At 60.2% G+C, this 18,441-nt stretch carries 18 protein-coding genes and 1 tRNA gene; 12 read left to right on the plus strand and 7 right to left on the minus strand.

The window, feature by feature from the left end:
* Positions 1-38 precede the first annotated feature (38 nt).
* A complete protein-coding gene (locus GR183_RS19335; RefSeq protein WP_208999920.1) occupies positions 39-1,190 on the minus strand; it encodes a pyridoxal phosphate-dependent aminotransferase in 1,152 nt (383 codons plus the stop codon).
* Between the two features lie 240 nt (positions 1,191-1,430).
* On the opposite strand from GR183_RS19335, the gene GR183_RS19340 reads away from it, so the two are divergent.
* From GR183_RS19340 to aat, 6 genes are all read left to right on the plus strand, one after another.
* Positions 1,431-2,822 carry a M48 family metalloprotease gene (locus GR183_RS19340; protein WP_160777314.1) on the plus strand — a complete coding sequence of 464 codons (1,392 nt, stop codon included), beginning with the start codon at positions 1,431-1,433 and terminating at the stop codon, positions 2,820-2,822.
* A gap of 56 nt (positions 2,823-2,878) precedes the next feature.
* Positions 2,879-3,652, plus strand: a complete 774-nt coding sequence (locus GR183_RS19345; RefSeq protein WP_160777315.1) for a DsbA family protein — start codon at positions 2,879-2,881, stop codon at positions 3,650-3,652.
* Between the two features lie 115 nt (positions 3,653-3,767).
* Positions 3,768-4,208 carry a type II 3-dehydroquinate dehydratase gene (gene aroQ / locus GR183_RS19350; protein WP_160777316.1) on the plus strand — a complete coding sequence of 147 codons (441 nt, stop codon included), beginning with the start codon at positions 3,768-3,770 and terminating at the stop codon, positions 4,206-4,208.
* 31 nt (positions 4,209-4,239) lie between these two features.
* On the plus strand, positions 4,240-4,713 hold the full coding sequence (gene accB, locus GR183_RS19355; RefSeq protein ID WP_160777317.1) for an acetyl-CoA carboxylase biotin carboxyl carrier protein: 474 nt from the start codon (positions 4,240-4,242) through the stop codon (positions 4,711-4,713).
* 13 nt (positions 4,714-4,726) lie between these two features.
* Complete coding sequence (gene accC, locus GR183_RS19360; protein ID WP_160777318.1) at positions 4,727-6,073, plus strand: acetyl-CoA carboxylase biotin carboxylase subunit; 1,347 nt, start codon at positions 4,727-4,729, stop codon at positions 6,071-6,073.
* A 21-nt stretch (positions 6,074-6,094) separates the two neighbouring features.
* Complete coding sequence (aat, locus tag GR183_RS19365) at positions 6,095-6,772, plus strand: leucyl/phenylalanyl-tRNA--protein transferase (RefSeq protein WP_160777319.1); 678 nt, start codon at positions 6,095-6,097, stop codon at positions 6,770-6,772.
* 27 nt (positions 6,773-6,799) lie between these two features.
* Here the strand turns inward: aat and GR183_RS19370 are convergent, their stop codons facing one another.
* The 6 genes from GR183_RS19370 to GR183_RS22220 all read right to left on the minus strand — a co-directional run bounded on the left by GR183_RS19370 (position 6,800) and on the right by GR183_RS22220 (position 14,649).
* The gene (locus GR183_RS19370) at positions 6,800-7,357 is read right to left on the minus strand and encodes a DUF2155 domain-containing protein (protein ID WP_208999921.1); all 558 of its coding nucleotides are present in this window, start codon (positions 7,355-7,357) and stop codon (positions 6,800-6,802) included.
* A gap of 237 nt (positions 7,358-7,594) precedes the next feature.
* Positions 7,595-10,426 (minus strand): valine--tRNA ligase, encoded by a 2,832-nt coding sequence (locus GR183_RS19375; protein WP_160777320.1) that lies wholly within the window; start codon positions 10,424-10,426, stop codon positions 7,595-7,597.
* A gap of 206 nt (positions 10,427-10,632) precedes the next feature.
* Positions 10,633-11,469, minus strand: a complete 837-nt coding sequence (gene popZ / locus GR183_RS22300; protein ID WP_312846859.1) for a PopZ family protein — start codon at positions 11,467-11,469, stop codon at positions 10,633-10,635.
* 283 nt (positions 11,470-11,752) lie between these two features.
* Complete coding sequence (locus GR183_RS19385; RefSeq protein ID WP_244313813.1) at positions 11,753-13,132, minus strand: TolC family outer membrane protein; 1,380 nt, start codon at positions 13,130-13,132, stop codon at positions 11,753-11,755.
* A gap of 688 nt (positions 13,133-13,820) precedes the next feature.
* Entirely contained in the window at positions 13,821-14,483 is a 663-nt protein-coding gene (locus GR183_RS19390) for a protein-L-isoaspartate O-methyltransferase family protein (RefSeq protein WP_160777322.1), read from the minus strand.
* Between the two features lie 40 nt (positions 14,484-14,523).
* On the minus strand, positions 14,524-14,649 hold the full coding sequence (locus GR183_RS22220) for a hypothetical protein (RefSeq protein WP_260514001.1): 126 nt from the start codon (positions 14,647-14,649) through the stop codon (positions 14,524-14,526).
* Between the two features lie 130 nt (positions 14,650-14,779).
* On the opposite strand from GR183_RS22220, the gene GR183_RS19395 reads away from it, so the two are divergent.
* The 6 genes from GR183_RS19395 (at position 14,780) to cobD (ending at position 18,437) form a co-directional block, all read left to right on the plus strand.
* Positions 14,780-15,184, plus strand: coding sequence for a hypothetical protein (locus GR183_RS19395; protein ID WP_160777323.1), 405 nt, complete (start codon positions 14,780-14,782; stop codon positions 15,182-15,184).
* Between the two features lie 52 nt (positions 15,185-15,236).
* Complete coding sequence (locus tag GR183_RS19400; protein ID WP_160777324.1) at positions 15,237-15,941, plus strand: hypothetical protein; 705 nt, start codon at positions 15,237-15,239, stop codon at positions 15,939-15,941.
* Between the two features lie 96 nt (positions 15,942-16,037).
* A tRNA-Cys gene (locus GR183_RS19405) sits at positions 16,038-16,111 on the plus strand.
* A 210-nt stretch (positions 16,112-16,321) separates the two neighbouring features.
* Positions 16,322-17,002, plus strand: a complete 681-nt coding sequence (locus GR183_RS19410) for a DUF2270 domain-containing protein (RefSeq protein WP_160777325.1) — start codon at positions 16,322-16,324, stop codon at positions 17,000-17,002.
* A gap of 35 nt (positions 17,003-17,037) precedes the next feature.
* On the plus strand, positions 17,038-17,229 hold the full coding sequence (locus GR183_RS21820; RefSeq protein ID WP_208999922.1) for a hypothetical protein: 192 nt from the start codon (positions 17,038-17,040) through the stop codon (positions 17,227-17,229).
* Between the two features lie 206 nt (positions 17,230-17,435).
* A complete protein-coding gene (gene cobD, locus GR183_RS19420; protein ID WP_160777327.1) occupies positions 17,436-18,437 on the plus strand; it encodes a threonine-phosphate decarboxylase CobD in 1,002 nt (333 codons plus the stop codon).
* The last annotated feature ends 4 nt before the right edge of the window (positions 18,438-18,441 follow it).

The raw sequence follows: 18,441 nt of genomic DNA on the forward strand, positions 1-18,441 counted from the left end.
CAGACCTTGGGGCGAAGTATTTCGCCCCAATCCCGCTGCTATTTCAGCCAGTCCGATAGCAGGTCCATCGCGTCGACCATGTCCTGATGGTTGCCCGCGAACGAAAAGCGCATGTAACGATGGCCGCGGTTATGATCGAAATCCGCGCCCGGCGTTGCCGCAATACCCGTTTCCTGAAGCATTCGCGTGGCGAAATCATGCGAATCGTTCGAAAAACGGCGCACGCTCGCATAGACGTAGAATGCGCCGTCCACCGGCAGCAATTCATCGAAGCCGATCCGCGGCAGCTTCTCCAGAAGCGTTGCGCGGTTCTCGGCGTAACCCTGCTTTACGGCCTCCAGTTCATTCGTGGCGGAAAACGCCTTGACTGCAGCGATCTGGGAAACATAGGGCGCCGAGATATAAAGGCTTTGGGCAAGCCGCTCGACCGGCCTGAGCAGCATCTCGGGCAGAATCATCCAGCCGATGCGCCAGCCCGTCATGCAGTAATATTTCGAGAAGCTGTTGATGATTATCGCCTTGTCGGAATAGCGCAGCGCCGTCTCCTGTTCGCCCGCGAACACGAGGCCATGGTAGATCTCGTCGGAAATGAACCAGATCCCAAGGTATTCGCACGCTTGCGCCAGCGCTTTCAGCGCATCGGGCGTCATCATCGTGCCGGTCGGGTTGGCGGGACTTGCCACGAGCACGCCTTTCAGCGGCTTTTCCCTGTGCGCCGCCTCGAGCAGTTCCGGCGTAAGCGCCCAACGTGTTTCCGGGCCCACTTCGATTTCGACTGCCTCAAGGCCAAGTGCCGAAAGAATATTGCGATAAGCGGGATATCCGGGCGTGGTCAGGGCGACGCGGTCGCCGGCGTCGAATGCCGCAAGGAACGCGAGGTTGAAACCGGCCGACGAGCCTGTCGTGGCAACGATCCGCTCCGCGGGAACATCCACTCCGTATGCCCTGCCGTAGTGCGCGGAAATCGCTTCGCGAAGTATCGGCATGCCCTTGGCCTCGGTATAGCCGAAACGCCCGTGCCCGAGCGCGGATTGCGCTTCATCAAGCACGGCGCGCGGAGCAGGCGCTCCGGGCTGGCCCACCTCCATGTGTATGACGCGCCGGCCATCCGCTTCACGTGCATTTGCCGCCGCCATCACGTCCATGGCGATGAACGGTTCAACTGCGCTTCTTCGAGACGGTTCGAACATAGATTGATCCCTGATGCCGACGGTACGAAACCCGTTACGGCATTTTCACGATATCGGCGCCTTGCGCGCCACCCTGCTGCCGCAATCCCGCTCCCTAATCGCGCCGATTGAAAGCCCCGGTTGACCGGATATGCGAGCCTTCCTACCTTCGGTCGAAACCGTGCGAAAGCGAGCCTGAGCGTGAGTATGATTTTAAACCCACTACCCCAGAGTCTCCTGGCGTTAAAGCGTCTTTCGAAGATGAAGCGTTCGTTGTCACGCGCCGGGCGCCGCGCGACCGCGCTTATCGCGGCAATGGCGATAGCCGCGTCCAGCGCTCCCCTTCCCGCCGAGGCGCAAAGGGGCAAGCTTCCGCTTGTTCGCGACGCCGAGACGGAAGATCTCCTTCGCGATTACGCACAGCCGATCTTCAAGGCGGCGGGCATTCCCAGCTCGCAGGTCGAAATAATCTTGGTGAACGATAAAGGCTTCAACGCTTTCGTTCCGGATTCACGGCGCATGTTCATCAACATCGGCGTCGTTCTCGACGCCGAAACGCCTGGCGAAGTCATCGGCGTGATCGCGCACGAAACCGGGCATATTGCCGGCAACCATCTGACGCGCCTTCGCCAGGCCGTCGCCAATGCCCAGATCATCGGCGTGATCGGGGCACTGCTGGGCGTCGGCGCGATTGCGGCGGGCACGGGCGCGGGTTCGGCCGATCTGGCCGGCGGCGGCGCGGGGCTTGCGACCGCGGGCGCGGGCTTTGCCAAACGCTCTCTCCTGTCCTACCAGCGCGGCGAAGAAGCAACCGCCGATCGCGCGGCGCTCACCTACCTCGAGCGTACCGGCCAATCGGCGAAGGGAATGCTGACGACCTTCAGCCGCTTTGCCGACCAGAACCTCTTTTCGGCGAAATACGCGGACCCCTACGCCATCAGCCACCCGCTTCCGCGCGAACGGTTGAATGCGCTGGAAACGCTTGCGAAGAAAAGCCGGTACTACGATACGCCCGCTCCCGCTTCCCTTCAGGCACGCCATGATCTGGTGCGGGCCAAGCTGCTTGCGTTCACCAGCCACCCGCGCTCGGTGGAGCGCGCCTACCCGCGTTCCGACAAGAGCATGGCCGCACAATACGCAAGGGCCGTCGTCGCCGCGCAAAGCCGCAACGGCAGAGCCGCCTCGAAAATCATCGACGGTCTTCTCAGGCAGCAGCCCAACAACCCGTACTTCTACGAGCTCAAGGGCCAGGCGCTTCTGGAATCCGGCAATCCGAGAGCGGCTATCGAACCGTTCCGCAGGGCGGTCTCTCTGAGACCGCGCGAAGGCCAGTTCCTGATATGGCTCGGTTTCGCGATGGTCGCTTCGGATGATCCGGGGCTGCTTCCCGAAGCGGAAAAGATACTGAAGGCCGGACTTCAGATGGATGCCAATTCACCGATAGGATATCAGCAGCTTGCCATTGCCCATTCCCGGCAGGGCGAAACCGCGGAGGCAAATCTCGCCACGGCCCAGGGCTTGATGAGCAGCGGCGACCTCAGGGGCGCCAAGCAATACGCCAGCCGCGCACAAAAAAATTTGAAGCGCGGGTCGCGTGAATGGCTGCAAGCGGATGATATCCTGTCGTATAAACCTCCTCAGTTAAGACGGTAATCGAGATGCGTCGGCGCAGACATGTCCTCCCGCTGCCGCCGACAAGGGAGCTTGCAATGACCACCCGTTTCCGCCGCGCCATCGGCGCCGTTTTCGCGATCGCGATCGCATCCATCGCCTTCACCACTCCCGGCCTGGCGGAGGTTGATGAGGCCGACCGGGATGCGATCCGCTCGATCGTGCGCGAATACCTTCTGGAAAATCCTGAAGTCGTTCGCGACGCGTTGATCGAGCTTGAGCGTCGCGACGAGGCAGCGCAGAACGCAGCCCGGCGGGAAGCCGTAAGCTCGGCATCCGAACACCTCTTCAACTCCACGCGCCAGGTGGAACTCGGCAATCCCCAGGGCGACGTTACGTTGGTCGAATTCTTCGACTACAACTGCGGTTACTGCCGCCGCGCGATGGATGATGTCCTTCGCCTTCTCGACGAGGACGACAACCTGCGCGTCGTCCTGAAGGAATTTCCCGTTCTGGGCCAAGGTTCGGTCGAAGCGGCCCGTGTAGCCGTCGCCGTCAAAGAGAATGCCCCGGAGAAATACCTGGAGTTCCACAAGAACCTCCTGGGCTCCCGCGGGCAGGCCAATCAGGAGCTTGCGCTCCAGGTGGCTGAAAAGATCGGCCTTAACCGTTCGGACATCGAAGCCACCATGGGGTCTTCGCCGGAAGTTCGCGCAACGATCGAAGAAGTCTATTCCCTGGCGAACCGCCTGGGCCTTACCGGCACGCCTTCATTCGTGTTGGGCGACGAGGTTGTCATGGGTGCGGTTGGCTATGACACGCTGAAACAGAAGATCGCAGCCCTTCGCGATTGCGGTTCGGCATCCTGCTGACCGCAACCGGTTGTGATCAAAGCGACTGAGGGCTTTTCCTTACCCGTGCGAATGCCTATAAGGAGCGGATATGTGAGCGGGGACGCTGCGTCCACGCCACCGCGACGGGAGTCCGATGTCCGCCTCCATCTACATCCTCAACGGTCCCAACCTCAATCTTCTCGGCACGCGGGAGCCGGACGAATACGGCTCGCTCACCCTGTCGGGAATTGAGATGATGTGCCGGGAGGTCGGGGAAGATCTGGATCTGGATATCGAATTCCGCCAAACCAATGTGGAAGGCATCCTTGTCGACTGGATTCAGGAAGCCGGTGACCTGGCGCAGGGTCTGGTGATCAACCCGGCCGCCTACACCCACACGTCCATCGCTATCCATGACGCCATACGCGCCGCCGACATTCCGACAGTGGAAGTGCATCTGTCGAACGTCTTCGCGCGAGAGGCGTTTCGCCATCATTCCTATGTTTCACCCGTGGCGCGCGGGGTGATCTGCGGCTTCGGCGCAACCGGCTACAGGCTGGCGCTCGAGGCGATTTCCACCGTGATCCGCCCCTGACAAACAATCGGGAACCGGAAGACCAAAGACCATGTCAGAAAAGAAAAACCAGTTCGACCGTGAACTGATCCGGCAACTCGCTACGCTGCTCGACGAAACGAATCTGTCCGAAATCGAACTCGAACGTGAAGGTTTCCGCGTCCGTGTCGCCCGTCAGTTGACGGTCGAGGCACCGGTGCAGGCCGCCCCGGCGGCGGCACCCGCCGCCACACCGGCCGGTGCTCAGGCCGAGGCGCCGCAAGCCGCCCCCACTTCCAACCCCGCGGGCCATCCCGGCGCGGTTCCCTCGCCCATGGTCGGGACGGCCTATCGCTCTCCGGAGCCGGGCGCGCGCGCATTCGTGGAAGTTGGCGATACCGTGGCCCAGGGCGATACGATCGTCATCATCGAGGCCATGAAGACGATGAACCAGATCCCCGCGCCACGTGCGGGCAGGGTCTCCGCAATTCTCGTGGAGGATGGCCAGCCGGTCGAATTTGGCGAACCTCTTGTCGTCATCGAATGACGGAGTGGCTTCCATGTTCTCCAAGATCCTGATCGCAAACCGCGGCGAGATTGCCCTTCGCGTCCTGCGAGCGTGCAAGGAACTCGGCATCCAGACCGTTGCCGTTCATTCGACCGCGGATGCAGATGCGATGCACGTGAGGCTCGCCGACGAGAGCGTGTGCATAGGCCCTCCTGCCGCGCGCGAAAGCTATCTCAATATTCCGCAGCTTCTCGCAGCCTGCGAGATCACGGGCGCCGATGCGGTGCACCCGGGATACGGCTTTCTTTCCGAAAACGCACGTTTCGCGGAAATTCTCGAAGCACACAAGATCACCTTCATCGGCCCCACGGCGGAACATATCCGCATCATGGGTGACAAGATCGAGGCGAAGCTGACCGCGGAAAAGCTCGGTATTCCGGTGGTGCCGGGTTCCGACGGCGCAGTGAAACCCACAGATGACGCCCATGCGATCGCCCGCGAGATCGGCTATCCGGTGCTGGTGAAAGCGGCAGCCGGAGGCGGCGGGCGCGGCATGAAGGTCGCCAGGAGCGAAGCAGACCTGGATACCGCCCTTTCCACCGCGCGCGCGGAAGCGAAAGCCGCCTTCGGCGACGATGCGCTCTATATCGAAAAATACCTCGGCAAGCCCCGCCACATCGAAATCCAGGTTCTCGGCGACGGCAAGGGCAATGCCATTCACCTCGGCGAGCGTGACTGTTCGCTGCAGCGCCGCCACCAGAAGGTCTGGGAAGAAGCTCCCTCTCCGGCACTCAACAAGAGCCAGCGGGAAGAGATCGGCGGCATCGTCGCCGATGCCATGCGCAAGCTGAAGTATCGCGGCGTCGGCACGATCGAGTTCCTTTATGAGGACGGCAACTTCTATTTCATCGAAATGAACACCCGTCTTCAGGTGGAGCATCCGGTGACGGAGATGATTACCGGGATCGATCTGGTCAACGAACAGATACGCATCGCGGCTGGTGCGTCGCTGTCGATCGAACAGTCGGACGTGACCTTCGAGGGGCACGCGATCGAGTGCCGCATCAATGCGGAAGATCCGCGCACATTCGCTCCGTCCCCCGGCACGATTACCTATTACCACCCGCCCGGCGGACTTGGCGTTAGGGTCGATTCCGGGGTTTATCAGGGCTACAGGATCCCGCCCTACTACGACAGCCTGATCGGCAAGCTCATCGTTCACGGTCGCAGCCGCGTGGAATGCATGATGCGCCTGCGCCGCTGCCTGGACGAATTCGTCGTCGACGGAATCCAGTCGACCATCCCGCTTTTCCGCGACCTCCTGCAAAATCAGGACATCGCGAACGGAATGTATGATATCCATTGGCTTGAAAAATATCTCGAAGCCAAGAGTGACTGATTCGAGTCCCGTTGGAGAATCATGGCCGGCAGAGGCGGTGACATTGCCTTCGAAATAACGCCGCAGGTTTTGCTGAAAGCCTATGCCTGCGGCATCTTCCCGATGGCCGAATCGGAGGACGATCCGGGGCTGTTCTGGATTGAGCCGGAGCGGCGCGGCATCATCCCGATCGATGGGCTGCACACCCCCCGCAGACTAAGGCGGACCATCCGTCAGGACGTCTACGACATCCGGATCGATCACGATTTCGAGGGCGTGATCAACGGTTGCGCGGCACCCGCGCCCGGCCGCCGCAAGACCTGGATTAACGCGGAAATCCGCCGCCTCTACGGCGCGCTGTTCGATATGGGGCACTGTCATACGGTCGAAGCGTGGCAGGCAGGCGTGCTTGTCGGTGGCCTTTATGGGGTGCGCCTCGGCGGAGCGTTCTTCGGCGAAAGCATGTTTGCCTTTGCCCGCGATGCCTCGAAGGTTGCACTCGTGCATCTTGTCGCGCGCCTTAAAGCTGGCGGCTTCACGCTTCTCGACACGCAATTCGTGACGGACCATCTGGCAAGCATGGGCGCTGTCGAGGTTCCCAAGTCGAAGTACAACCAGATCCTGGAAGAGGCGCTGCGCCATGAAGGCGATTTCGATGTCCTTCCAGACCGCATACTCGGAGCGGAAGTTCTTTCTATCCTAGATGAGGACCAACCCTGACCGACCTGTCATTGCGGAAAAGGCACTTCAGAACAAGGGCTTGGGAACGGGTTTGACTTCGCTTGCATCGGAAGGCGGCGTATCGCCCGCGAGCACGTCCTCGCCCGCATCCTCGATGACTTCCACGGGCGGGCCGGAATATCCCTCTGGCGGCGGCACGGTCGACGATCTCTTGCAGTCAGTGAGCCAGACGTCGTAGACGGCATGTTCCACGGCATGCAGGCCGGGGCTTGCGGCAAACATCCAGCCGGTGAAGATCCGCCGCACTTCATTGTTGAGCGTTATTTCATCGACTTCCAGGAAGGCCGTGGTCTGGGGCGCTTCCGTTGGCGGGCGCGTGTAGCACACACGCGGTGTGACCTGCAGCGCGCCGAACTGAACGGTCTCGCCCACATAGACATCGAAGGAGATGATCCGGCCCGTGATCTTGTCGAGGCCGGAAAAGACTGCGACGGGATTGGCTATCTTCTCCGCTTGGGCGGAAGGCGCATTCAAAATCCACGCCGAAACGATTACAAGGAGACCGCAGCCTCTTGCAACGGCAGAGGCGCTTCGCTTCGCCGCGTTCATCAGCCTCGTTGCCATTGCTTGCCGTCTATCCTCGTGTGACCAAGATCATTTCAAGCGTTGAGAGCGCTTCCCACGAATGCACAGCCGCTTTCGTGACAAGAATTTTCTCCGGATCCGATACCTTGCACATATCCCTGTAGCCAAATCCGGTTCAGCTTTGGCGAAATATGCTCTAGGCACGGATTGCGGCCCGGAAAAGGCATCGCCCGAGTATTGCTCGACGATGCATTTTCCCGACCGTGACTTCAATCCTCACCCCAGATTGGCAAGCCGCGCAAGCGCATCCTCAACCTTGCCTCGCCGCTCACCGTATTCGCCGCGCTTTTCCTTCTCACCTTCCACCACATCCTCAGGTGCCTTGGCCAAGAAACCGGAATTGTTGAGTTTTTTATCAATGCGTGCAATCTCGCCGTCGATCTTGGCAAGCTCCTTGGAAAGGCGCGCACGTTCCGCCGAAAGGTCGATAACGCCCTCCAGAGGAAGGCAGAATGTAGCTTCGCCGACGACGATCTGGGCCGATCCTTTCGGCAGGGCCTCCTGCAGGGCAATCGATTCGACGCGTGCAAGGCGCTTGATCAGGGCCTCATGCGTATCGAGCCTTGTACGCGTCACCGCTTGCGCGCCGGTAACGACGAGCGGGATTTGCGCGCCAGCCGGCACGTTCATTTCCGCTCTCACCGAGCGGATTTCCGAAATGACGTCGACCAGCCAGTTGATTTCCGCTGCCGCGACATCATCGCCGCCGACAGAGCCCGGCCACCGCGTATGAAGAAGAAGCTCGGCGCGCGGTGCAGCACCTTCAACGGTACGCGCCCAAAGCTCTTCCGTCAGGAATGGCATGAACGGATGCAGGATCTTCAGGGTTTCATCCAGAGCCCACGCGGCCGTCGCACGCGTTTCCGCCTTGGCCTCCTCGTTATCGCCGTTGAAGATCGGCTTCGCGAACTCCAGGAACCAATCGCAATATGTGTTCCAGACGAAGCGGTAAGCCGCGTTGGCTGCATCGTTGAACCGGTAGTTTTCCAGCGCTTCGGTCACGGCGCCGATCGTGCGGCCCGTCTCGGTGACGATCCAGCGGTTTATCGTCTGCGACACTTGCGCGGGGTCGAAGCCGGCAACGCGAACGCCCCCGTTCATCTCGACGAAGCGCGCGGCATTCCAGAGCTTGGTCGTGAAATTGCGGTATCCGGCAACGCGGCTCGGAGAGAGCTTGATGTCTCGTCCTTGCGCCGCCATTGCCGCCAGGGTGAAACGCAGAGAATCCGCACCATACTCCTCTATCAGATCGAGCGGATCGATCACGTTTCCTTTGGACTTCGACATCTTCTGCCCTTTTTCGTCGCGAACGAGGGCATGGATGTAGACCGTATGAAACGGCTCGGTCTTCATGTAGTGAAGGCCCATCATCATCATCCGCGCGACCCAGAAGAAAATGATGTCGAAGCCTGTAACCAGAACGCTCGTCGGGTAATAGCGGGCAAGCTCTTCGGTCTTGTCGGGCCAGCCGAGGGTGGAAAACGGCCAGAGTGCCGAGGAAAACCAGGTGTCGAGCACATCTTCGTCGCGATGAAGAGCGACAGTCTCCTCGCCGCCCTCTTCCCAGCGCGCCAGCGCTTGCGCTTGCGAGACGATTTCGACCGGGCGGCCGAATTTCGCCTGAGCGGCCTTGAGCGCGTCTTCCTCGGATTTTTCCACGAATACCGCGCCGTCAGGCCCGTACCACGCCGGAATCTGATGTCCCCACCATAGCTGGCGCGAGATGCACCACGGCTGGATGTTTTCCATCCAGTCGTAGTAGGTCTTCTCCCATGTCTTGGGCACGAAGGCCGTGCGTCCCTCCCGCACGCTTTCAATCGCGGGTTTGGCGAGCGTCGCGGCATCCACATACCACTGGTCGGTCAGGAACGGCTCGATCGGGACGCCGCCGCGGTCGCCATGCGGAACCATATGCGTATGGTCTTCAATGGCATGCAGGCAGCCTTCGGCCTCCATCATCCCGACGAGCTTCTTGCGGGCGGCAAATCGTTCCTGCCCGTCGAGCGCATCGACGGTTTTGCGCAGCCTCTCGTCCGCCGGTACCCCGTCAAGGAAGTCTTCGTTCTCGCCAAGGCTGATATTGGCTTCCCGGTCGAGGACCGAAATCATCGCAAGGCCGTGGCGCTTTCCGACCTCGAAGTCGTTGAAGTCGTGCGCCGGCGTGATCTTCACCGCGCCGGAACCCGCTTCCGGATCGGCATAGTCGTCGGCGACGATCGGAATCCGGCGGCCGACGAGCGGCAGGATCACATGCTTTCCGATCAGGCCCTTGTAGCGTTCGTCTTCCGGGTTAACGGCAACGGCGGTATCGCCCAGCATCGTTTCCGGCCGCGTCGTGGCGACGACGATGTAGTCGCGCGTTTCGAACGCCGTCGCATTGCCCTCATCGTCCCACTCGACCGGGGCCTGGTAGGTTTCCCCACCTTCGAGCGGATAGCGGAAGTGCCAGAGATTTCCCTTGATCTCGAGCTGCTGGACCTCAAGATCGGAGATTGCGGTCTGAAGCTTCGGGTCCCAGTTGACGAGGCGCTTGTCCTTGTAGATCAGGCCTTCCTTGAAAAGGGAAACGAAGACCTCGAGGACGGCGCGGGAAAGCCCTTCGTCCATTGTGAAGCGCTCGCGCGACCAATCGCAGGACGCGCCAAGCCGCTTCAACTGGTTCAGGATCATGCCGCCGGACTCGGCCTTCCAATCCCAAACGCGCTTGACGAAGGCTTCGCGTCCCATTTCGCGGCGCCCCGGTTCCTGACGCTCCATCAACTGCCGCTCGACGACCATCTGGGCGGCGATACCGGCGTGGTCCACACCCGGCTGCCAGAGCACGTCACGCCCGCGCATACGCTCGAACCTTACAAGGATGTCCTGCAGCGTATTGTTCAGCGCATGGCCCATGTGCAGCGAACCGGTGACGTTCGGCGGCGGGATCACGATCGAATAGGTCGCTGCGCCCGGTTCCGCCCCGGCGCCGGCCCGGAATGCATCGGCGCTTTCCCACGTGTCGTAGATCCGCGGCTCCACCGCCGCCGCATCGTAAGTTTTGTCCAGCATGGAGTGTTCCAGATCTCAAGGATGTCGAGAGGGTGTAAATCGGAAGCTTGAAGCTAAGTCAACCGCCGCAACGCTTCGCCACGGTTGCGCTTTGTTACTTCTATCCCGTTATCCGCCGTCACGGCATACTCCCGGCGCAATTTCATACGATGCCAGCAACAAAAAAGCCGCCCCTGGAGGCGGCTTCGTCCGGTCTGTCCCGATTGTCACCGCCCCCGGGTAACTCTTTCTATTTCCTGTCGCACGAGACGCTCCACAAGCGGGGGCAGGTTCTGGTCGAGCCAGTCCTTCAACATCGGCCGCAACATATCCTTTACCAGATCCTCAAGCGTGCGGGCGTTGTTCATCAGCACGGTATTGGCAAGACTGTTGAAAGCGCTGTTCACCGCGGTATCGACCGAAGGCGAAACGAGGCGATCGACTTCCTCCGAAGTCCCCGCACGAACGGCCGCGGCAATTTCCAACTTGTCCGGCTCGGAAAATTCGGCGGCGTTATCGGCCGCTTCATCGACCTCACCGGAATCTACGAACGCGATTTCGGACTCATCCTCATCGTTTGCCCCGTCTTCAAGGGGATCAGGCTGCTCCTCGCCTGCTTCCTGCTTTTCAGCAGTGTCTCCCGAAACCGCCTGCTCTTCGGTCAGCTCCAGAATATCCTCTTCTTCCGTCTCCGAAGGCGCGGCTTCCGGCTCCTCGATTGCGGTATCCGCATCGGAATCGAAAAGCTTGTCCAGATCGTCCTGGGACATGGCCTCCCCGGTAGCTTCCATCTGGTCCGCCTCGCCAGTCTTCGCACTTGGTGCGGGCTCGCCGCCGGATGGCTCAGCCGCCGGAGCGTCTTCGTCGGAAATGATCCGCCGTATCGACGCCAGAATTTCTTCCATCGACGGTTCTTGAGCCGGGTTTGGATTGGCCATCAGGTCCCCCAAAACTTCAACGTGCCCCACCCCGTGGGTGGTCCGTTGCCCGGTTGTCCGGAGCAACGGCCATAAACACCCTTTCGGGTCGAAATAAACGCTTTCACGATCTTCAGATGATTCCATCCGAATGGAAAGCGCTTTAGGTCCAACCGCATTCCGGGAATTCGCCCGGAAGCTGAATGGCCGGCCGAATTCGCCGCGCGATGCGTCCTGACAGCATTTCCGTTCGCTGCACGATTGCTTTCGTCAGGTCGACGCGCGAAATCGCGAATCGGTAAACAAAATATACCGCGTGCGACAGAGTCGGGCAAAGAGCTAAACGGCCGCGAATCCTTACGATTGCGGCCGTCAAGTCCAATAATCTGTCGAAATTTCGCAGCCCGGCAGCACTGCCGGTAGGTAAGCTTCAGCGGCCGTCCGGCGTCCTGATACCAAACCAGCTGTTGCGCACTTCCTCGTAATGTTCCTTGGGCTTGTAAATTTGGGCGGGCACGCCGAGCCGCTCCGCACTCAACCTGCCAATCGTCGAGATCAGCAGGTAAGCGGCAACGACACGATCACGCTGCGACGTCACGAGCTGCACGCGGCTGTCCACGAGTTCCAGCTGCGCATTGAGCACATCAAGAGTTGTGCGCTGCCCCACCCGCTGCTCTTCGATGACGCCTTCAAGCGCCAGCTGGTTTGCCGACACTGCCGCCTGTGCCGCGGAAATGGACGCCACCGACGCCTGATACTGCCCCCAGGCGGAAACGATCGAAGCGCGGATCTGGTCACGTGCCACATCCACCTGTACCTGTGCCTGACCCAGGTCTTCCTTGGCTTCGCGAACACGCGAGGATACCTGGCCACCCTGATAGATAGGTACCGACACACGTCCGAAGATAGTGGCCGCATCCGAAGAAGTCTGGTTCGAATTCGGCGGATACCACTGGCGCCCGACGTTGCCTTCCAGCGTCACGGTCGGAAGAAGCTCGCCCTCGATTGTCTTCACGTTGAAGATGGCGGCGTCGACCAGATGCAGCGACCCCTGGATCGCCGGATGTTCCTGCGCACCGATGCTGATAGCGAGTTCCACGGACTTCGGCAGGAATTTCAGAATGCTCGTGCTGGCGGAAAGGCTCTTCGGATCCTGTCCGATCACCTGCCGGAAAATGGCGCGGCTCGTATTTACGTTCGCAAGCGCAAGGTTCAGCTGTGCCTGGGCATCGGCCAGACGGGCCTGCGCCTGGGAAACGTCCGTGCGGGTTCCCTCACCGACCTCGAACCGGTCCTGCGCGGCGCGCACCTGCTCCTGCAGGAACGAGATATTGCTCCGGCGCAGGGAAACGATGGCGGTATCGCGAATCACATCCATGTAGGATGCGGCGGCATCGAAAAGGATATTCTGTTCCGTGGCCCTGAGGCTTTCGCGCTGCGAGCGGACGATCGCCTCCGCCTGCCGCGTCGAATTCACGGTTCTAAATCCGCGGAAGAGCGCCTGTTGCACGGACAAGCCGAGCGACGCCGTATTGCTGTAGTTGTCCGACCCCGGATTGTTGTTGCTGTAAACGCCGCCCACGTCGAAATTGCCGAAAATCTGAGGGCGCCAGCCTGAAAGCGCCTGCGGCACCGATTCGTCGACCGATCGCAGCTCGGCCCGGGCCGTGTTGATTGTCGGATTGTTTCGGTAGGCGAGCGCCAGCGCTTCGCTGATGGATTGCGCGTGGCTTGACGACATGGCGACAAGTGGAAGCGCTACACCGGCCAGCGCGCTCAGAAGTCCTCGGTAAACTACACTTGTCCGCATCACTACGCTCATCTTCACCCTTGGTCCGGATGCCTGCCGGCGTTGTCGTTATGGCGGCAGGCCGGAGTTTTCCCCCATGGCGTGTCCCCTCAGGTTGCACGCACGACTCCTAACGGTTCCCTTACTGATATCCGGATCAAGCAAACAAACAACACCGAAACGCAGGAATTCCCATCGATTTTTGCCACCTGCGGCATTGCAGCAACAGCGGAAGCTCCAAGAAATGCGACACCTCGCGGCAAGCCAGCCACCTGCAATCGCCTCTTAAATAGCGGCAGTTCCGGCGAAGGTACTATGTGTCGGCCAATTGGCCGGCACATTAACGTGAGCAGGATCTGTCGGATTGATAGAAATGGCGTACGAAACGCCAAAGAAATACATGTCGGAAAACAAGATGCAGCGGCCAGCCACCCGGCCAAACACTTCGTTATAGCTGGAGACCGGCCGCGCGGCCCCATTCTATTCTCATGCCGGAGAAGCGATTTCGGGTTCAGGCGCCTCGAACCGTTAAATTGTCGCTGCAACCTCGTGTGGCGTACTTTAAATACGCCTCGTTTCAGCAGCCGCCTCTGCAGCGTATTTCAAACTCCATAACCACACGGGGAACATATACTCGGCCGTCATGCTTTTGAAATTGAAGTTCTTTCGGGGCCTTCCGCGTATAGAGAGAGGCTTTGTATTCGCCTGACTAAAAACTGAATTCCTTCGGTCGCTCAAAGCCCGGCAGGACATGCGCCGCCGCGTTGAAGGCAAATCGACCGGAAACGGTGTCGCCGGAGCGCGTATAGATCCGGGCCGATGCCGAGCCGCCGCGCCCTTCGATCGTGACCAGCCGGCCTCCGTCCTTGAGTTGAGCTGTCAAGGCATCGGGCAGACGTTCCACCGCTCCGTCAATCAGGATGACGTCATACGGTCCTTCGGAAGCGCAGCCGGCGGTAAGTTCGCCCTGGACCACCGCTCCATTCTCGATGCCGAGTTCGATCAGGGTGGCGGACGCGGCGTCCACCAGAGCTTCGTCGCCTTCCAGCCCCACGACCGACTGAGCGATCTTGGCAAGGACGGCTACGCTGTAGCCCGTGCTGCATCCCACCACCAGTACCACGTCGTCTTGCTTCACATCGGCAAGTTGCACGAGGCGGCCCAGGATATGGGGCTTCAGGAGATAGCGTCCGGCCCCGTCCCCCTGAACGGGAATATCCTGATCGATATAGGCGACGGTCCGCCTGGCGCTCGGTACGAAGCGCTCTCGCGGCACTTCCTGCATGGCGTCGAGAACCCGATAGTCGGTGACATCGTTGGTTCTAAGCTGGGTGTCCACCATACGGATTCGGGACTGGGTAAAGTCGCCCATGGCGTACCTCGTTCATATTCGCGTCTGCGCCGAAGCCTCATTAGCGGGCGAAGCCGCTCATGACAAGCTCTCCCGTCATGCGAATCGAAGAGGGGCGAACCTCGCCCACGTCGCACACAGCGTTGCAAAGGCGCTGTTTCAGTCCGCCGGGGGCCAGACTGTGCACAATCCACATCCCTTTCCCGCGCCGTAAACTGGACGGTAACGACGGTTCGAAATAAAATGGCCGCGGATGATGGGTATTATCCGGCTTTGTCGAAGGCCTTTGTTTCCTGCAGCAATTTCAGATTTGCGCGATGAGCGATTCCGACAACGATCCAGACAAGGCAGAAAAGCTTGCAAGCGAGCGCGATAACGAGAACCGGCATCCGTCCGGTTTTTCGAACGTGTCTCAAGGCGTCATCGGATTTCCGGGAATGGAGGATGCGGGAGCGCATTTTCTGTTCGACGCGCCGGCTCAGAGCTCTTTCCATTTCATCCGGGATCTGGGCGGCATGGACGTGCATGGCGCTTCTTCGCTTGCACGGCCATCGGACGGCGAACTGGCGAGCTACACATTGATCGAGCAGGCCTATGGTCAGGCCGTGGCCTTCGAACGTTCCCTCATCGGCGGAAGTGGTTCACTGGACGATTTCGGAAAGATCATGGCCTGGGTCTATAACGATCTCATAACGCAGAAGCCCGAAAAATCAGATACTTGAAGGCTCGCGCGTTGCGGGCTTGCGTTTGTAGGCCTCATTTTCGTTCGGTTATATGTTTGGCAATTACGCTGCGACTCCGCCCTATCTCAGCCTGAAGCGACCGATTTCCTCCCGCTTTGTGGAGTTTCGCGAAACGGTTTCGCGCCTTGGTCTGGAAACCTTTTTCGAAGGCGCCATCCGGCAACTCTTCGGGGTTTGCGACACGGAAAATCTAAGCGACGCGGAAAAGGAGCTTGTTCTGGAACGTTGCCGGCTTTGCCTGGCAAGCGCCATCGTCGGCCTTGCGCTGCACGGCCCCTGCCGGGCGCCGGTTCACGCACCATTCGACATGCCTCCGCCCTCGCATCTGAATGCCGCCCAGTCTGAACTTTATCGGATCTGGCAAAAGACGGGCGGACGGCCGGACAAAGCCCTGCATCCATTGATGAAACAAATTGCGATATTCGACGACAAGGCGGAGGACGGAGACAGCCCCGCGCTCTTTTATTGCGGAGAAGACAGTGTAATCGCCCGCTGGATGGGGCTTGAATGGGCCAATTCGCCGAACCTGAGTCGACCGGCCCTGCCGCCGTCGGTACGACGAAAGATCGCGGCAGGACTTCACGACGCCATACGCACGGATCATCCGGTTCACGATACCGTGCAAATCAGCGTGCAGACGCTTGAAGGCGAGCATGGCATGACGATCAATCGCCTGATCCTGCCTTTCTGGAGTTCCGCCGGCGTGCGCCATCTCTACAGCCTGTCGAGTTCGTGAGCGTGCGGCCGGCAAACAAATTTTTGCACACATACATCGACAATTTCGCACACACCGATTGACAGCGCATGGCAACTGATTGAAAAGACGCTGCATGGCCTCGTGGCGGAGTGGTGACGCAGCGGACTGCAAATCCGTATACCCCGGTTCGATTCCGGGCGAGGCCTCCATCCTGAAATTCCTCGGTTTGCCAAGAGATTGAGACACGCCCCGGCGTGGCGGCATCGCGTGTGGCCGTTGCATTCTTCCTTTCCGCCTTTTTTGCCTCCGCAGTATGAGCCGCGATTTAGCTCTTGCCGGAAATCCGTGAATTCCAACGGCTTGTGAGATAGACTTTATAGTTCTCCGATGCGTTCGGCCGGAAACGCCGGGAGGACGGGATGGCCGATACCGATACGAAAAAGCGGCGGCGGGAACTCTCGAGCGCCGAACTTGGCGCAATTGCGCATCTTTATCGCGGCGAGATCTACCGCAGCACGATCTGGCGTACGCGGCTGGACACTACGACCAACTGGGCGGTGGTGACGCTTGGCGTCGCGCTTTCGATCACCTTTTCCTCACCGAGCGCATCGCCGCTGCCCCTCGTCCTTGTCGGCATATTGATCCTGTTCTTCCTGATGTTGGAAGCGCGGCGATATCGGTACTTCAATGTCTGGCGCGCTCGGGCCCGATGGATTGAAAACCATCTTTACGCGCCGATGCTGGTCGATGGCGATTTGCACATGGAAGAAGGCTGGCAGGCGACGCTTGCCGAGGATTACTGGCATCCGCACTATCACATCTCCTTCATGACGGCGCTCGGCCGACGCATCCGCCGCAACTACCTGTGGATTCTGCTGATCCAGGCCGCTTCCTATGTCGGCAAGCTGATCGTCCACCCGATTCCCCTCACCAGCATGGACCAGTTCATGCGCAGGGCGGACGTGGGGCCGATTCCAGGAGAAGTGATGATCGCGATGGGCGCCATTTACGTTGCCGCATGGTGCGCCATGGCCGTCTGGAGCGAGTGGGACGACCGCAAGCGCTTCGGCGACCGTCCAAGCGTGACGGGGATGGGTTGACTTCACCCTTCGGCGGCTTTTCCCGAAAGCCTCGCATGTCCCCCGGAGTGGAAATATTCTCGCCGCCCGGTCATGACGAGTGCCAGTTCGTCGATATCGTCGATCAACGCATCGACGCATCGCGCAAGGCCAGAGCGCGGCCTCATGGCGCTGCGCGCGGCGATCAGCTCGCCGCGGGCGTTTCCCAGGCACGCAAGCAGCGCCTTGCTATCGAAATCAAGGGGTGATCTGGCTCTTCGGCTCGTCATCGGCGGATGTCCACGGCACGGAGGTGATAGTATAATGTTCTTCTTTTGTTCTTTTCAATGCGCTTGAATACCGCCGCTGTCAAGGCATGAAGTGTCGCAAGGGTGGTTGGCGAGCCGGCGCCGGAAGATATAGAAGCGATACTCGCGAGGTTCGGATTCCCTGCGCTGCAAAATGAGAGCTGACGATGGAACATGGCGGAGACCTCGGCGCGGCAATGCGCCGATACGGCGGTACTCTAGAAGACTGGCTCGACCTGTCGACCGGCATAAACCCGCACGCCTACCCCCTGCCTGAAGACCTTCCGCACCATGCCTGGCAACGCTTGCCATCGGCGGGCGATCTCAACGGCTTGCTTGAGGCAGCGCGGAAAAGCTACGCAATTCCGGATGCCCTGGGGGTTGCGGCAGCGCCTGGCACCCAATCGATCCTGAGCTGGCTGCCGCGCCTCCTGCCGGATGGGGATGTGGCGGTGGTTTCGCCGACCTACGCCAGCCACGCCGAAATCTGGCGTGGCGCGGGCAGAACGGTCGTCGAATCCGCAAATCCATATTCCATGCCGGAAAGCTGCCGGATTGCCGTCATCGTCAATCCCAACAATCCGGACGGTAGGCTGACGGACGTGAAATCGCTCCTGCATCTGGCGCGCGAACTCGGCGGCCGGGGCGGCTGGCTGATCGTCGACGAAGCGTTCGCCGATTGCGTCCCCGGGGCAAGCATCCTGCCGCACATAACCAATGAGCCGGTCGTCGTGCTGCGCTCGTTCGGCAAGTTTTTCGGGCTTGCGGGCTTGCGGCTGGGCTTTCTCGTCGGCCCAAGAAACATCACGGCGAGCATTGCCGCCTCGCTTGAAAGTTGGGCCGTGTCCGGTCCGGCAATCGAAATCGGGGCAAAGGCCCTGTCCGACAAGCAATGGCAGGCAAAGGCTTTTTCCACGCTCGCCGATGAGATCGCCGACCTGAACATCGCTCTTCACGAATGCGGCCTCACGGTTTTCGGCGGAACGCCCCTGTTCGCGTTGGCCGCGCATGAAAAGGCGGAAGCTCTTCACAGCGCACTTGGAAAAAGGCACATCTGGACGCGGAAATTCGCCTACGCTCCCACTTGGATCCGGTTCGGCCTGCCTGGCGGCACTCACAAACTTGAGCGGCTGAAGACGGGCCTTCAGGAATCTCTGGCCGAAATCTGACACG

The sequence above is a fragment of the Stappia sediminis genome (assembly GCF_009826895.1).
In the GTDB taxonomy this organism is placed as follows: domain Bacteria; phylum Pseudomonadota; class Alphaproteobacteria; order Rhizobiales; family Stappiaceae; genus Hongsoonwoonella; species Hongsoonwoonella sediminis.

Coding starts and splice junctions, on each gene's coding strand:
- GR183_RS19335 (WP_208999920.1), bottom strand. CDS start 1,190: ATGTTCGAACCGTCTCGAAGAAGCGCAGTTGAACCGTTCATCGCCATG.
- GR183_RS19340 (WP_160777314.1), top strand. CDS start 1,431: ATGAAGCGTTCGTTGTCACGCGCCGGGCGCCGCGCGACCGCGCTTATC.
- GR183_RS19345 (WP_160777315.1), top strand. CDS start 2,879: ATGACCACCCGTTTCCGCCGCGCCATCGGCGCCGTTTTCGCGATCGCG.
- aroQ (WP_160777316.1), top strand. CDS start 3,768: ATGTCCGCCTCCATCTACATCCTCAACGGTCCCAACCTCAATCTTCTC.
- accB (WP_160777317.1), top strand. CDS start 4,240: ATGTCAGAAAAGAAAAACCAGTTCGACCGTGAACTGATCCGGCAACTC.
- accC (WP_160777318.1), top strand. CDS start 4,727: ATGTTCTCCAAGATCCTGATCGCAAACCGCGGCGAGATTGCCCTTCGC.
- aat (WP_160777319.1), top strand. CDS start 6,095: ATGGCCGGCAGAGGCGGTGACATTGCCTTCGAAATAACGCCGCAGGTT.
- GR183_RS19370 (WP_208999921.1), bottom strand. CDS start 7,357: ATGGCAACGAGGCTGATGAACGCGGCGAAGCGAAGCGCCTCTGCCGTT.
- GR183_RS19375 (WP_160777320.1), bottom strand. CDS start 10,426: ATGCTGGACAAAACTTACGATGCGGCGGCGGTGGAGCCGCGGATCTAC.
- popZ (WP_312846859.1), bottom strand. CDS start 11,469: ATGGAATCATCTGAAGATCGTGAAAGCGTTTATTTCGACCCGAAAGGG.
- GR183_RS19385 (WP_244313813.1), bottom strand. CDS start 13,132: ATGCGGACAAGTGTAGTTTACCGAGGACTTCTGAGCGCGCTGGCCGGT.
- GR183_RS19390 (WP_160777322.1), bottom strand. CDS start 14,483: ATGGGCGACTTTACCCAGTCCCGAATCCGTATGGTGGACACCCAGCTT.
- GR183_RS19395 (WP_160777323.1), top strand. CDS start 14,780: ATGAGCGATTCCGACAACGATCCAGACAAGGCAGAAAAGCTTGCAAGC.
- GR183_RS19400 (WP_160777324.1), top strand. CDS start 15,237: ATGTTTGGCAATTACGCTGCGACTCCGCCCTATCTCAGCCTGAAGCGA.
- GR183_RS19410 (WP_160777325.1), top strand. CDS start 16,322: ATGGCCGATACCGATACGAAAAAGCGGCGGCGGGAACTCTCGAGCGCC.
- GR183_RS21820 (WP_208999922.1), top strand. CDS start 17,038: ATGTCCCCCGGAGTGGAAATATTCTCGCCGCCCGGTCATGACGAGTGC.
- cobD (WP_160777327.1), top strand. CDS start 17,436: ATGGAACATGGCGGAGACCTCGGCGCGGCAATGCGCCGATACGGCGGT.